The organism is Iodobacter sp. (genome assembly GCF_025352645.1).
In the GTDB taxonomy this organism is placed as follows: Bacteria; Pseudomonadota; Gammaproteobacteria; order Burkholderiales; family Chitinibacteraceae; genus Iodobacter.
Window position 1 is genome coordinate 1 of the sequence record NZ_JANXSO010000013.1, and the last position, 13,814, is coordinate 13,814.

At 49.6% G+C, this 13,814-nt stretch carries 13 protein-coding genes and 1 tRNA gene; 8 read left to right on the top strand and 6 right to left on the bottom strand.

Annotated features, from left to right (window positions below):
• The first annotated feature begins 236 nt into the window (after positions 1-236).
• The 3 genes from Q0R17_RS01415 to chrA all read left to right on the top strand — a co-directional run bounded on the left by Q0R17_RS01415 (position 237) and on the right by chrA (position 4,632).
• Positions 237-938 carry a Sir2 family NAD-dependent protein deacetylase gene (locus tag Q0R17_RS01415; RefSeq protein WP_293931417.1) on the top strand — a complete coding sequence of 234 codons (702 nt, stop codon included), beginning with the start codon at positions 237-239 and terminating at the stop codon, positions 936-938.
• A gap of 99 nt (positions 939-1,037) precedes the next feature.
• On the top strand, positions 1,038-3,197 hold the full coding sequence (locus tag Q0R17_RS01420; protein WP_293931420.1) for a TonB-dependent siderophore receptor: 2,160 nt from the start codon (positions 1,038-1,040) through the stop codon (positions 3,195-3,197).
• Positions 3,198-3,231: 34 nt separating this feature from the next.
• Positions 3,232-4,632, top strand: coding sequence for a chromate efflux transporter (gene chrA / locus Q0R17_RS01425; protein WP_293931423.1), 1,401 nt, complete (start codon positions 3,232-3,234; stop codon positions 4,630-4,632).
• Between the two features lie 31 nt (positions 4,633-4,663).
• Here chrA and Q0R17_RS01430 read toward each other — a convergent pair whose 3' ends face one another.
• Positions 4,664-5,377, bottom strand: coding sequence for a PepSY domain-containing protein (locus Q0R17_RS01430; RefSeq protein WP_293931426.1), 714 nt, complete (start codon positions 5,375-5,377; stop codon positions 4,664-4,666).
• Between the two features lie 17 nt (positions 5,378-5,394).
• Complete coding sequence (locus tag Q0R17_RS01435; protein ID WP_308446349.1) at positions 5,395-5,580, bottom strand: DUF3375 family protein; 186 nt, start codon at positions 5,578-5,580, stop codon at positions 5,395-5,397.
• 184 nt (positions 5,581-5,764) lie between these two features.
• Between Q0R17_RS01435 and Q0R17_RS01440 the strand changes: the two genes are divergently transcribed.
• On the top strand, positions 5,765-6,064 hold the full coding sequence (locus Q0R17_RS01440) for a DUF1294 domain-containing protein (RefSeq protein ID WP_293931428.1): 300 nt from the start codon (positions 5,765-5,767) through the stop codon (positions 6,062-6,064).
• Positions 6,065-6,119: 55 nt separating this feature from the next.
• Here the strand turns inward: Q0R17_RS01440 and Q0R17_RS01445 are convergent, their stop codons facing one another.
• Positions 6,120-7,391 carry a ferric reductase-like transmembrane domain-containing protein gene (locus tag Q0R17_RS01445; RefSeq protein ID WP_293931431.1) on the bottom strand — a complete coding sequence of 424 codons (1,272 nt, stop codon included), beginning with the start codon at positions 7,389-7,391 and terminating at the stop codon, positions 6,120-6,122.
• 132 nt (positions 7,392-7,523) lie between these two features.
• On the opposite strand from Q0R17_RS01445, the gene Q0R17_RS01450 reads away from it, so the two are divergent.
• Positions 7,524-8,342, top strand: a complete 819-nt coding sequence (locus tag Q0R17_RS01450) for an energy transducer TonB (protein WP_293931433.1) — start codon at positions 7,524-7,526, stop codon at positions 8,340-8,342.
• A gap of 95 nt (positions 8,343-8,437) precedes the next feature.
• Here the strand turns inward: Q0R17_RS01450 and Q0R17_RS01455 are convergent.
• Positions 8,438-8,523: transfer RNA gene (locus Q0R17_RS01455), tRNA-Tyr, on the bottom strand.
• A 132-nt stretch (positions 8,524-8,655) separates the two neighbouring features.
• Here Q0R17_RS01455 and Q0R17_RS01460 point away from each other — a divergent pair.
• Positions 8,656-9,012: a translation initiation factor Sui1 gene (locus Q0R17_RS01460; protein ID WP_293931436.1), complete on the top strand. Its 357-nt coding sequence runs from the start codon at positions 8,656-8,658 to the stop codon at positions 9,010-9,012.
• Between the two features lie 232 nt (positions 9,013-9,244).
• On the opposite strand, the gene Q0R17_RS01465 is transcribed toward Q0R17_RS01460, so the two are convergent.
• Positions 9,245-10,114: a LysR family transcriptional regulator gene (locus Q0R17_RS01465; protein ID WP_293931439.1), complete on the bottom strand. Its 870-nt coding sequence runs from the start codon at positions 10,112-10,114 to the stop codon at positions 9,245-9,247.
• A gap of 346 nt (positions 10,115-10,460) precedes the next feature.
• Between Q0R17_RS01465 and Q0R17_RS01470 the strand changes: the two genes are divergently transcribed.
• Positions 10,461-11,573 carry an S-(hydroxymethyl)glutathione dehydrogenase/class III alcohol dehydrogenase gene (locus Q0R17_RS01470; RefSeq protein ID WP_293931445.1) on the top strand — a complete coding sequence of 371 codons (1,113 nt, stop codon included), beginning with the start codon at positions 10,461-10,463 and terminating at the stop codon, positions 11,571-11,573.
• Between the two features lie 393 nt (positions 11,574-11,966).
• Entirely contained in the window at positions 11,967-12,800 is an 834-nt protein-coding gene (gene fghA / locus Q0R17_RS01475; protein ID WP_293931448.1) for an S-formylglutathione hydrolase, read from the top strand.
• 521 nt (positions 12,801-13,321) lie between these two features.
• Here fghA and ppa read toward each other — a convergent pair.
• A partial coding sequence (gene ppa / locus Q0R17_RS01480) for an inorganic diphosphatase (protein ID WP_293931441.1) occupies positions 13,322-13,814 on the bottom strand: 493 nt, incomplete at its 5' end.

The following is a 13,814-nucleotide window of genomic DNA, read 5'->3' on the forward strand; positions in this document are numbered from 1 at the left end:
ATAGTGCAGATTACCTGTGTGAAAGTAGGTCATCGCCAGACACCCCTTACTGAGCGAATCAAAGATTCGCACGTTATAGTAGTAAAGACGTAGTAAACAGAACCCCCGTACTCGAAAGAGGCGGGGGTTTTGCTTTGCGCGCAAGAAATGTGGGGGGGGGGGCTGGTGTGAGCACTAAAGAGCACTAAAGATTCATAATCGGCTATTTTGAAACAGGATATGAGCGGGAGAATCTAATGATTTATTTTTTTACCGGTGCAGGAATGGCTGCTGACTCTGGGCTGCCTACTTTTAGGGATTCCGGGGGGCTTTGGGAGAATTATGATATTAAGCAAGTTTGTAATTTCCCTCGATTTATCCAAGATCAGGCTATTCGAGACTTAACGTTTCAGTTTTATAACGAACGTAAATTGCAATATGCTCAGGCTAAGCCGCATGCTGGATATAGGGCGATTGCAAAATTACAGCAAAGCCAGTCGATTAAGGTGATCACTAGCAATATTGATTTATTGCATGAAGCAGTCGGCACTTTAGATGTTTTGCATTTGCATGGGCGAATTGATCAGATGTCTTGTGCCGATTGCTTTCATTATTGGGATATTGCTGAGCAAGCTTTTGAGGCAATTGAATGCCCAGCATGTAGTAGCGCAATGGTTAAGCCGGGCATTGTGTTTTTTGGTGAAATGGCCCCTGAATACGAAGCTTTGCATTGGCTTATTCATGGTTTAAACAGTAATGATAGTTTTATCATTGTAGGAACGAGTCTTAATGTGGTGGATCCGATCGCAATGATTCGAGCTGCAGGTAGGCATCCGCAGATTGTTTATATTGATAAACATATCCCAGATTTGCTGAAAAAAAGCAGTGTGATCTGTATTGAAAACGGTGCAGAGCAAGGATTATTGGAATGGATTGCAAATATGAATGCTGCTGAATAAACTACATTTATTAAATGTATATGAATATTCAATATAAGTTGGGTGTATTTTTTATCAATATGGCATAGTAAGCGATCTTACTTTTATTAAAAATTAGCCATGCGATTTTTTATCTCTGTACCTTGCGCTTTATTTTGCTTGATTGCTTTGCATGGGATGGCTGAAGAGCCCGTGATTGTTTCGAGCGAGCCAAAGGGCCAAGTGCAAAAAGTGCAGAGGGTTGAGGTGCGCGGGGTGAAGGATGGCGATGATAGGCGTGAATCTACTGCGGCTAAAACAGTGATTCTGGGCGCGGACATTGTTCGCTATGGCGATAGCAGCCTCGCCGATGTCTTAAAGCGTTTGCCGGGTATTAGTGTGCGGGGAGTGCAGGGCCGTGGTGGTGAGATCAGAATGCGTGGTCTTGGCAGTGGTTATACGCAGATTTTACTAAATGGCGATCGGGCCCCGCCTGGTTTTTCTTTAGATTCGTTATCCCCTGAGCTGATTGAGCGTATTGAAATTGCCCGTGTTGCAACGGCGGATGTCAGCGCACAGGCCATTGCTGGCTCTATTAATATTATTTTAAAGAAAAAAATTGAAATGGCCCGCCGCGATCTCAAGCTGGCTGTTTCCGACACGGATGGGCAGCCTGCTTTATCGCTGGATGGTTTGTTTGCCGATCAGGATGGTGCATTTTCTTATACCGTGGCTGCTGGGCTAGGGCAGGATAAGAGTCATTATTTAGCCAAACTTGAGCAGCTTGAGTTTGATGGGCAGGGCCTGTTGCGCTTGCAACGCAGTACAGATAAGCAAGATGGAAGTCAGAACCAGCGATTTAACTTAGCACCACGGCTGATGTGGGCCTTAGATGGCGGCGATAGTTTAACTTGGGAGAGCCTGCTGCGCTTTCAGCGCTCCACTGGCGGCAGCCATGAAAGCCGCCAGACTGTGCTGGGGGGATTACCGCCGCTGGTTCGCAATGATTCTGTGCTGGACGCCGATAGCAGCCAAATTCGCAGCAAACTAGGCTGGCTACATAAGCTAGATAGTGGGGCAAAGCTAGATATCAAACTAGGTGTAGCAGATCATCGTAGCCATGCAGAAAGCCGCCTTGATGGCTTTGATATGCATGCTCAGCCGGTGTTAAATCGGCGGATCACCACCGATGTGCTCGACCAAGGTGTTAGCTTAAGCGGTAAATATTCTAATGGCTATATAGAGGGCCATACCTTTGCACTGGGCTGGGATGGGGAATATAGCCAGCGTAGCGAAGATAATATTCAGCGTGAAATCACTCAAACTATACCCGCTCATAATCTGGATGAAAGCTATTGGGCCAAGGTGAGTCGGCTCGCCGTATTTGCTCAGGATGAATGGCAAATCTCGCCGCTGTGGTCGGCCTACCTAGGTTTACGCTGGGAAGGGATACGCAGCCAAAGTACGGCGCAGGATGCGTTTGAAAATAGCTCCGACGTGCTGAGCCCTGTGCTGCACACTTTGTGGAAGCTCGGTGAAAAAGACCAGCTAAGATTTGCCTTATCTCGCACCTATAAAGCACCCACGACTCGCGATTTAACGCCGCGCCGTGTTGTGGCCAATGACAACAGCGCCACCACTCCCGATACAGAGGGCAATCCAAATCTCAGGCCAGAGTTAGCATGGGGCGCTGATCTGGCGTTTGAGCATTATCTGAGTGAAGGGGGTGTGCTGAGTGCCAGTAGCTATACCCGCCGGATTGATAATGTGATTCTGTCTGAGTTATCCGAAACGAATGGCGTATGGCTATCACAGCGTAGCAACCAAGGCCGTGCTGAGTTGTTTGGTGTTGAGCTGGAGGCCAAGTTTAATCTGCGCCAGTATATAGCTGAGGCACCAGCGCTAGATGTGCGAGCCAATATATCGGCGAATTGGTCGAAGCTTGAATCTGTTCCTGGGCCAGACAACCGTTTGGATCAGCAAACGCCGCTCAGTGCTAATTTTGGAATTGATTACAAAACTGGCGCGCTGACAACGGGGGGGAATTTTAATTTTCAAAGCGCCGCTACCACGCGGCTATCTCTGACTCAGACAATAAAATCACCAGCCAAACGCTTGCTAGATTTATATGGACTATGGAAGATTAATCCTGCCGTGCAGCTACGTATCTCGCTGGCCAATCTACTGGCTGAAGATCATATCGCCGAATCCTATTACGCTGATCTTAATGGCCAGCGTGAGCAATTTACCACCAGCCGAACAAATAGAACTGCCCGAGCTTTGTTGGAAATAAAGCTTTGATCCTGAGTCATTATTCTGTTTTGAAAGGGAAACGATGAAAAAAGATGAAGCTTCAGCGCTTACTGCAGCTGAATATACTCCAGCACCGGTGAGCTTCTGGCAGGCTTTTGGATTCTGGCTAAGGCTAGGTTTTATCAGCTTTGGCGGGCCTGCTGGGCAGATTTCTATCATGCATCAGGAGCTGGTAGAAAACCGGCGCTGGATTTCTGAGCGGCGCTTTTTGCACGCGCTGAACTACTGCATGGTTTTGCCCGGCCCCGAGGCGCAGCAGCTGGCAACGTATATTGGCTGGTTGATGCATAAAACCCGTGGCGGAATTGTGGCAGGAGTGCTGTTTGTGCTGCCATCGTTGTTTATTTTGATTGCACTGTCGTGGGTTTATATCGCCTTTGGTGATCAGCCTATTGTGGCTGGCCTGTTTTATGGGATTAAACCTGCGGTAACGGCGATTGTGGTGCAGGCTGCACATCGTATCGGCTCACGAGCGCTAAAAAATAACACGCTATGGGCGATTGCTGCCGCGTCTTTTGTGGCGATCTTTGCTTTTAAACTGCCTTTTCCACTGATTGTGGCTGGGGCTGCGGCGATTGGTTATCTTGGCGGGCGCATTGTACCTGAGCAATTTAAAGTGGGTGGTGGCCATGCAAAGGCGGGTATCTCGTCTGCCCCTGCACTGATTGATGACTATACCCCGACACCGGAACATGCGCGTTTTTCATGGGGTGCATTGCTTAAAGTGTGTGGAGTAGGCTTGCTGCTGTGGGCGATTCCTGTGGCTTGGCTGCTGGCGAATTACGGCTGGGATCACACGCTAACGCAAATGGCTTGGTTTTTTAGTAAGGCGGCCATGTTGACCTTTGGCGGTGCTTATGCGGTATTGCCTTATGTGTATCAAGGCGCGGTGGATCACTATGGCTGGCTGAATCCGCAACAGATGATAGCGGGGCTAGCGCTGGGGGAGACGACACCTGGGCCGCTGATTATGGTGGTGGCCTTTGTTGGTTTTGTGGGGGGCTATACCAAGGTTTTGTTTGGGCCAGATAGCTTATTTTTAGCGGGGGCTGCTGCGGCTGCGCTGGTGACTTGGTTTACTTTTTTGCCATCTTTTATCTTTATTTTGGCTGGTGGCCCGTTGGTGGAATCTACCCATAACGATATTAAATTTACCGCGCCGCTGACTGCAATAACCGCTGCGGTGGTGGGGGTGATCTTAAATTTAGCCTTATTTTTTGGCTATCACGTGTTGTGGCCTATGGGGTATGTATCTGGGCACGGCATGCCGTGCCCCTACAGCTGTGTTGCTGGGGGACTTGACTGGCCATCCGCGCTGATTGCATTTGCGGCTGCCGTGGCGTTATTCAGATATAAAATATCCGTGATGGCTGTGATTGCTGGGTGTGCCGTGCTGGGCTTAGCTTGGAAAATGCTGGTTTAGCATCAGGGCACGGCATGCCGTGCCCCTACAATTATTTGTACCGTCTGCGCCAGCTGCGGCGGAGGGCGAAAAAGCTTAGTGCAAAGCCGGTCATGGTTAGCAGCATGGCGATGATAGATGTGCCGCGCAGCAGGCTGTTGTTAAAATCTTCACCTTCGGCGTAATCCATAACATGCAGCCGCCAGAAAAAATCGTAGAGCACCCACGCTTCATTTCTTGCCGCCAATAGCTCGCCGCTGTGGCCGTCAAAATAGAAGCGGCTTTGTAGCTTATCGTCAAAACGCGCCACCCAGATATTTTTGCGCGCAGCAAACTCATGCACCATGCCAAGCCGGCGCGGGCCTTCTTTAATTTTGAGTACTTCGCTTAAAACACCATCGCCTTTGTAAATACTGCGGGCAAATTGGCTAACGCTGGCCTGGCTGGCTTCGCCAAGCTTGCCGCCTGCGGCGCTGAGCAGCAGATCTTCTTTTTCATAATGCAGCTTGATCGCTGGGCCTTGTGCCGTGGCCAAGCTCTGGATGCTGAGCAGCGGGCCTTTGTCACTAGGCAGAGCCCCGATTTTACTAGCCCAATTGGCGGGCAGTGGTTGACGCGGTTTATCCATCACCTCACCACATTTAATCCAGTCTTGAAAAGGCAGCCATGCAAACAGCAAGCCACCAAGAATCCAAGCTAATACTTGCAATGCCACTAGATAGCCTATCCAGCGATGCCAGCGAAAAAATTTTGCTGCCAAACTCATCTTATATCCTCTGATTTTTATAAATTAGTTAATGCCTCGTTTAAATCGGCCTCGCTCATTACGCGGACATTGGGCGTGATAAACACGCGTTGCAAAAAGCTGGCAATGAGTGGTGCATGAGGAGAGGCCAGCAAGCGCCATGCTGGATAGTTTTGGCGGAGCAGGCTGAGAGTCGCGTAATCATTGGGCGAGGTTATGCTCAGGCTCTGCTATGTTTTTCTAAATAGGGCATCAACATAGCGGTCTGTATTTTAACTGATATGCTGCGGACTGAATTGCAAGGCTGGGGTTTATTGGGCCGGAGATTGAATGTTAGTATTTTTTATAATGAACAATTAGACGAGTTTAACGATGATATTTGCCACGCTTTTTTGTGGAGTTTTATTTTTGGCCGCATTCATCGGCCAATTGCCGTGGCTAATTTTGGGGCTGTATGGTGTTTTGAGTTTGATCACTTATTTTATTTATGGTTTTGATAAAACGGCGGCACAAAACCAGCGTTGGCGAGTGGCAGAGCGTACTTTACATCTACTGGCATTATTAGGCGGCTGGCCTGGGGCTTTATGCGCGCAGCAAAGATATCGGCATAAGTCGAAGAAAATGGCGTTTTTAGTGGTGTTTTGGCTAACGGTGCTGATTAATTGCAGTGTGCTGGCTTGGTTTTTATTCAAGCCGATTACGATGTAAGGGGCGTCAGATAAATTGCCACCTAAAGTAGAATTTTTAGGCGGCAATTGCTTATTTAGCGCATAGAAAATGCCTCGTGATGAAAGCGTGGGGGCTGGCTCATCTGGGATAGATATTGGCTAATCGCCGTGCCTAAGCCTTGTGGGCCGCAGTACCAGATATCGGCCAGCTTTTCGGGTTGTATTTGGGCGATATTTAGCCTTTGGCCCTCTATAAGGTGCAGGCGGATGTTTTTTGCTAGGCAAGCGGCTTGAATCTCATCCAATTTAGCGGCTTCGGCTGCGCTTTTTATACAGTAATAAAAATCGATTTGTGCGTTGTTAAAGTTGGGGCTTTCTAGCCAAGCTAAAAAGGGCGTAACGCCAATGCCACCAGCGATCCACGCTTGGCGCTGCGTGTTTTGCCCACCATCAAAGCCGCCGTAAGGGCCTTCTGCCTTGATGCGCTGGCCTACTGTTAGCGTGCTGCTTAAGGTGCTGGTGTAGTGGCCAAGTGATTTAATGATAAAGCGTAGCTCGCCTGATTTGCGGGGGGCAGAGGCGATGGTGTAAGGGTGTGTACCTTCTTTTGGATCAAAGCTTAGCAGGGCAAATTGCCCTGCTTGATGCTCAGGCCATGGGCTATTCATCTGGCAAATGACTTCCAGCTGATTGGCAGAAAGTGGGGTGATCTGGCTAATCTGGCCACTGACTTGTTTGTTACGGCCAATTCTTCCCGATAGGGAATAGATCGCACAGATTGAGCCAATCCCGAGTAAGGCTGCCATTAAAGCACCAACGGGGCTGAGCCATAGGTTTTGAGGCATTAAAATCAAGGCATGAAAAGCACCCATCAAATACAGCGGTGCAAATAGCTTATGCACCTTTCGCCACAGACGATAGGGCACGGCGCGAAGCAGGGCTAAGATCACCATGGCCAACACCGCCCAAGCGGCCCATTCCCCCATATCTTTGGCGAGCGACATCAGCGGATCTTTTGCGCCCTTAGCATGTTTAACTTTGGGGGTAGCCCACTCTAGCGCCATCACCAGCTTGGGTGATAGTTTAATCAGCCAGTGGCAGGCCAGTAGTAGGCCCGTAGCAATGCCTAGCTGTTTGTGTAGGCCATACATCTTATCTAAGCCATGAAGCGGCTTTTCTAGCCAGCTTGGGCGTGCGGCAAGCAGCATGGCGGCCGACATCACGCTCATTAATTGCACCCCGCTTAGCAGCACCAGCTCATGTCGCCAATCCCAATATTGACTGGGCAGGCCGTTTTGCATGTAGCTGCAGACGGCATAGAGCACCGTTGCCAGTAGCAAGAGGAGGGGCAGGAGTTTCTTTAGCATGGGGATTCTCTGTTTTGCACTCTTTAAGCCATGATTTGATACCTTGAATATGAAGTGAAACTTAAGCTGTGTTGGTAGTTATGCCAGTGAATGACAGAAGTTTACTGTTATAAGGGCCAGTGCTTATGTAGAATGCCCCGCACAGTTTTCTATTCGGGTGCTATGGATAACGCTTCGTTTTATGAAATCAAGAAAAGCTCGGTCTGGCTATGGTCTGGCCTTACCCTCTCTATTCTTGCGCATCTGTCATTTTTATTGCTACCCGCTGCTGCGCCGCGTGTTTTGCCACAGCAGGGGGATTCATCGATTCAGCTGCAATTGCAGCCCAAGCCAGCGTCTAAGTCTAAGCCAACACCTGAACCTACTCCCGTCCCCACTCCACCCCCTGTGATGACTAAAGCGCCCACTCGTGTGGTGCAGAAAAAAGATTACTCCGTGCCTGCTCGTCCAGCGAGTGAGGTAGCAAGCAAGCAGGTAGCCACAAAAGAAGTGGTGATTGATGGCATAGGTGATGCCTTAAGCAGCAATAAGCCACGCGAATTGATTACCCATTACGCCGATATCAAGCCTAAAGAAGATAAACAAGAAGATGGGGCTAATCGGGCGCAGCAAAGCGTGGATACACGGGCTTTATTTGCGATTTGGGAGCCGCAGATTCGTAAAAAGGTGGAGCGTATTGGGCAAATGAATTTCCCTAAGGATGAAAATGGCCGCTCGATGTTTGGCACTCTGCAGTTTCGGCTAGTGCTCAATGGCGATGGCAATATCGCTGCACTGACACTTGAGCAAACCTCTGGCAATCCTGCTTTAGATGAAGCGGCTTTGCAGATTGTGCGGCGATCAGCCACTTTTGGCCCCGTGCCGCCAGCACTTTTGGATAGAAATAATCAAATTATGCTACTGCGCTACTATCAGTTTATTAATGAAAGAGCCGCTTGGGGGAGATCTTAAGCTTTGGTGGGATAGCTGCGGTGCGAATTCAAAGCGCCGCATGCTATAAACTGCAGGCGAAAAAAAACAGGCTAAGCGCCTGTTTAGTTGGTTTCTGGTGGGGGGGGAAGGATTCGAACCTTCGAAGGCTAAGCCGCCGGATTTACAGTCCGGACCCGTTGACCGCTGGGGTAACCCCCCCACAGAGGCCCGAATAATACGATCCCTCTGGCCGCTTGTCAACGGCCTTTCCGCAAATTAGTCATATTTTCTTCATAAAATATCCTGGAATGGCTTAGACTGCCGCTGTCCAGTTTTTACCTATAAAAATATCATGATGAAAAAAGCTTTAGGTGGCCTTGTTTATTCCACCGAACACGGCACGATGTGCCCGGATTGCAGCCAGCCCAAAGACGCCTGCATTTGCAAAAAACAGCCTCGTCCAGCGGGTGATGGCGTGGTGCGCGTTTCTAGGGAAACCAAGGGCCGCAAGGGTAAGGGTGTAACGCTAATCAAAGGCGTGCCCTTGGATGATGATGAATTAGCTGTGCTGGCGAAGCAGCTACGAACGCGTTGCGGATCAGGCGGCACAGTTAAAGACGGCGTGATCGAAGTGCAAGGGGATCATTGTGATGTGGTGCTGGAGTTTTTAAAGCCTAAGGGCTGGGTGGTAAAGCGGGCGGGGGGCTAACTTGTGCTTTTGTAGGGCGGGTGAAACCTAATCCTATCAATTTAAGGTCAAAAATGAGCAAAGTCCGGTTTTGTATAGGGTGTGCAAGTTGTTTTTCTTGCGCACCGCTTTCGGTGCGCAACGACTTCGCCGTTGTACACCCTATAAAACCTCACTCATAAGCTATTTTCTCCGTGAAACTCCGTGTTCTCTGGGGCCGAAGTGGTTCAAGGTTTGGGTTTTTCCCGTATTTTTATTCCGACAATAAAGCCGCTTTCAGGTATTCAATAAAGCGGCTAACTTTGGGTGGAACAAAGCGGCTGCGTGGCGCGATGGCCCAGATGCCGTCTGTGAGTGCAAAGGGTTCGAGCACGCTAATTAGCTGGCCGCTTTGCAAATAAGTATCGACGTAATAATCCGGCAATTGCACCAGTCCCAAGTTTTTTAAAGCAGCTTGTACTAGGCTGCCTCCGCTATTACAGCGCAAGCGCCCGTTTACGGATATTTCGCGGTGCTGCGTGCCTTCCTTAAATCGCCACATATTTACCGCGCCAATTAAGCACTGGTGTTGCTTTAGCTCGGCCAGCGTATGCGGGGTGCCGTATTGATCTAAATACTGCGGTGAGGCGCAAACATGGTGAATACGGCTGCCTAGCTGCGTCACCATCAGGGACGATTCATCCATCGGCCCTAGCCGAATCGCCAAGTCGATATGATCGGCCACCAGATCGGCCTTGCGGTTATCTAAAAGTAATTCTGCGTTTAGCTGGGGAAAATCAATTAGGTATTGGTGCAGGATGGGGGCCACCACGGTTTCGCCATAATAAACCGGTGCGGTGATGCGTAGTTTTCCGACCGGTTTATCTTGCGTTTGCAGCAGCGCCAGCTCGGCCTCGTGCAGGCCATCGAGCAGCGGGCGGCAGTATTGATAATAGAGTTGCCCTTGCTCGGTAAGGCTGACTTTACGTGTGGTGCGGTGCAATAAACGCGCGGCAAGGCGCTGCTCCAGCGCGCTAACTTGGCGGCTAACCTGCGCCACCGACATCTCCAGCTTTTGCGCCGTCAGCGTAAAGCTTTGCGTTTCAGCCACGCTGATAAATTCAACGATACCTTGCCATTGCATTGTTTGATTCTCGGTTAAAACGGCGGGTTTTACCCAGTCCTATCAATTCAAAAATACCAGTAGGTTGGGTTAGCAGCTTTATCGCGTAACCCAACATTGCGCCTAAATGTTGGGTTACGCTGGTTTATCCGCCCTACACGGCGAATAAACCAGCTAACCCAACCTACTAAGCACCGTACGTACTCGAAGCTCTGCGTACAACTCGAAGAGTTGCTAAGCGAAAGCACAGTACGTCAGCCCCCAATTATTGCACACCAGTAACAATATCTTTCTTATTAGGCTAATTATCTTTAATTGGGTAATGGTTAAAATGGTGCTAATCAAAACGCAAGGATTCGCCATGAAGATGCTTAAAACACGTGCTGCTGTGGCTTGGGGGCCTAATCAGCCTTTAGTGATTGAAGAGCTTGATCTGATGCCGCCGCAAAAAGGCGAGGTGTTGGTGCGTATCGTGGCGAGTGGGGTTTGCCATACCGATGCTTACACCTTATCGGGCAAGGATTCGGAAGGGATTTTCCCTGTGGTGCTGGGCCATGAGGGTGCTGGCGTGGTGGAGGCGATTGGCGAGGGCGTAACCAGCGTTGCGATTGGCGATCATGTGATTCCGCTTTACACCCCGGAATGCGGCGAATGTAAGTATTGCACGTCGGGCAAAACCAATCTGTGCCAAAAAATCCGCGCCACCCAAGGGCGCGGTGTGATGCCGGATGGCACCACGCGTTTTTATAAAGACGGTCAGCCGATTTATCACTATATGGGCACGTCTACTTTTTCTGAATACACCGTGCTGCCAGAAATCTCGCTGGCAAAAATCAATAAAGAAGCGCCGTTAGAAGAGGTCTGTCTGCTGGGCTGCGGCGTCACCACCGGCATGGGCGCGGTGATGAATACTGCCAAGGTAAAAGCGGGCGACACTGTGGCGATTTTTGGGCTGGGCGGGATCGGCCTTTCGGCAGTGATAGGCGCGCGTATGGCGGGGGCCAGCCGGATTATTGGTATCGATATCAATACCAGTAAGTTTGAACTTGCCAAGCAGCTAGGCGCGACCGATGTGATTAATCCTAAAGACTTTGAAAAGTCGATTCAGGATGTGATCGTAGAAATGACCGATGGCGGGGTGGATTTTTCATTTGAATGTATTGGCAATGTAAATGTGATGCGTTCTGCCTTGGAATGCTGCCATAAGGGCTGGGGAGAATCGGTGATTATTGGCGTGGCAGAAGCCGGAGCCGAAATTGCTACTCGACCATTCCAACTTGTTACTGGCCGAGTATGGCGCGGTTCTGCCTTTGGCGGCGTGCGTGGCCGCAGCGAACTGCCAGGCTATGTCGATCGCTATATGAAAGGTGAGTTTGCTCTGTCTGATTTCATTACCCATACCATGCCGCTGGAAGAAATCAATACGGCTTTCGAGCTCATGCACGAAGGCAAATCAATTCGCTCGGTGATTCATTTTTAAGGTTTTATTCGCGTATAAAAAATCCTAACTTCTGTAGATACAGAGAACGGGGAGAAAAACGAATAAATTTTCTGGTGATAAAGATGCTTTAGCTTAAAGCTAAGGGAGCGAAATCTCGAACCACAGAGAACACAGAGAGCACAGAGTTCCACAGAGGAAACCAATGATTGGAAGGTTTTCTCTGTGAACGCGGTGTCCTCGTTTTACTCTGTGTTTCAAGGTTTAGCGCTCTACCAAGGCTCGCGACGAATCTTGTAAATCAGAATGAATTTTGAGTTTTTTCTCAATGGTTTTCTCGCTGTTTTTCTTCGTGTTCTCTGTGTCTACAGATCTTTTTTAAGATTTTTGCTTACAGATATTTAGATTTTTGATATCTAAAGGATGCTTATGTCTCTGGAACTCATTAGCAGTAACCGCAACTTTGGTGGCTGGCATAAGCGCTATAAGCATCAGGCCAGCAGCACTTCGTGCGAGATGACGTTTGCGGTGTATTTGCCGCCGCAAACGGCGCAGGGGGGCAAGGTGCCGGTGGTTTATTGGCTATCTGGCCTGACCTGCAATGATGAAAATTTTGCTACCAAAGCAGGCGCGCAGCGGGTGGCGGCAGAGCTGGGGATTGCTTTGGTGATGCCAGACACCAGCCCACGAGGCAGCGATGTGGCCGATGCGGGGCGATATGATTTGGGGCAGGGGGCGGGCTTTTATGTGAATGCCACCGAGGCACCTTGGCGGCAGCATTACCAGATGTACGATTACATCGTTACCGAATTGCCTGCATTAATTGAAGGGCATTTTCCGGTGACCAATCGCAAGTCCATCAGTGGGCATTCGATGGGTGGGCATGGCGCTTTGATGATTGCCTTGAAAAACCCGCAAGCCTATCGCTCTGCCTCGGCTTTTGCACCGATTGTGAATCCTTCCCAAGTGCCTTGGGGTGAAACGGCGTTCAGCGAATACCTTGGGGACGATAGAAGCGCATGGCTGGCTTACGACAGTTGCCACTTAATGCAGCACGCCACGCAAATGTTGCCGCTGCTGATTGATCAGGGCGATCAAGATAGCTTTCTGCCGCAGCAATTGCAGCCCGATGCTTTAGAAAAAATTGCCTTGGCCAAACAGTGGCCGTTCACATTAAATATCCAGCCCGGCTACGACCATAGCTATTACTTTATCGCCAGCTTTATTGAAGCGCATTTACGTTTTCATGCGGATCATTTGGGGGCGTAATTGATGTTACGCAGCGATCATCTTTTTAGTGCCTTCGGCACGTTGGTTTAGGTGCTGGAGTCCCCCGCGAGGGACTCACTTTCTTGAACGGCCAAAAAAGTAAGCAAAACCGCAACCTCAAAAACACGAAGGCCCCTCGCTGCGGACAATCGAGGTGGCGTCAATTCAACTCGCTTCGCTCAAACACGAATTGACGACGGCTCCACCCCGCTTGTTCCTCGCTTCGGCGTGCTTCAGGGGAGATTTAAGCCCCGTGCGACTAGCCGTGATTGAGGCCCAGATTAGTCAATTTGATAATGCCTAAAATCCAAAGAAAATAGCTTAATTCAACTCCTGTTTCTCTCCGTGAAACTCCGTGCTCTCTGTGTCCTCCGTGGTTCAAGATTTGGGTTTTGTAAGCTCAAAGCACAATAAAAAACGCGGGCCTCACTCACCCTTTAAGATTCATCATCTTGTAGGGCGGGTGAAGCCCGCGTTTTATCTTGCGTATCTACCGGCAGGGTTTTCCCACCGAGTATTTATTACTTCTGCGCGCGATCGTAGCTTTCCATGATCTCTGCGTGAGCTGCGGCTTTGTCGCCCCAACCAGTAATCTTCACCCACTTGCCTTTTTCTAAGTCTTTGTAGTGCTCGAAGTAGTGTTTTACTTGAGCCAAGAGCAGTTCTGGCAGGTCTTCCAGTGTTTGGATGTGTGCATACATGGCGCATACTTTTTCTACGGGTACGGCAATCACTTTTGCGTCTATACCAGCTTCGTCTTCCATGCCTAATACGCCAATCGCGCGGCATTTGATGACCATGCCTGGCAGCAATGGGAATGGGGTGTGAACCAGCACATCAACAGGATCGCCATCCAGCGACAGAGTGTGCGGTACAAAGCCGTAGTTCATTGGGTAGGACATCGATGTGCCAACAAAACGATCGACGATGATAGCGCCCGATGCTTTATCGAATTCATATTTGATTGGGGGTGCATTAGCAGGGATTTCGATAATGACATTGAAATCGTTTGGT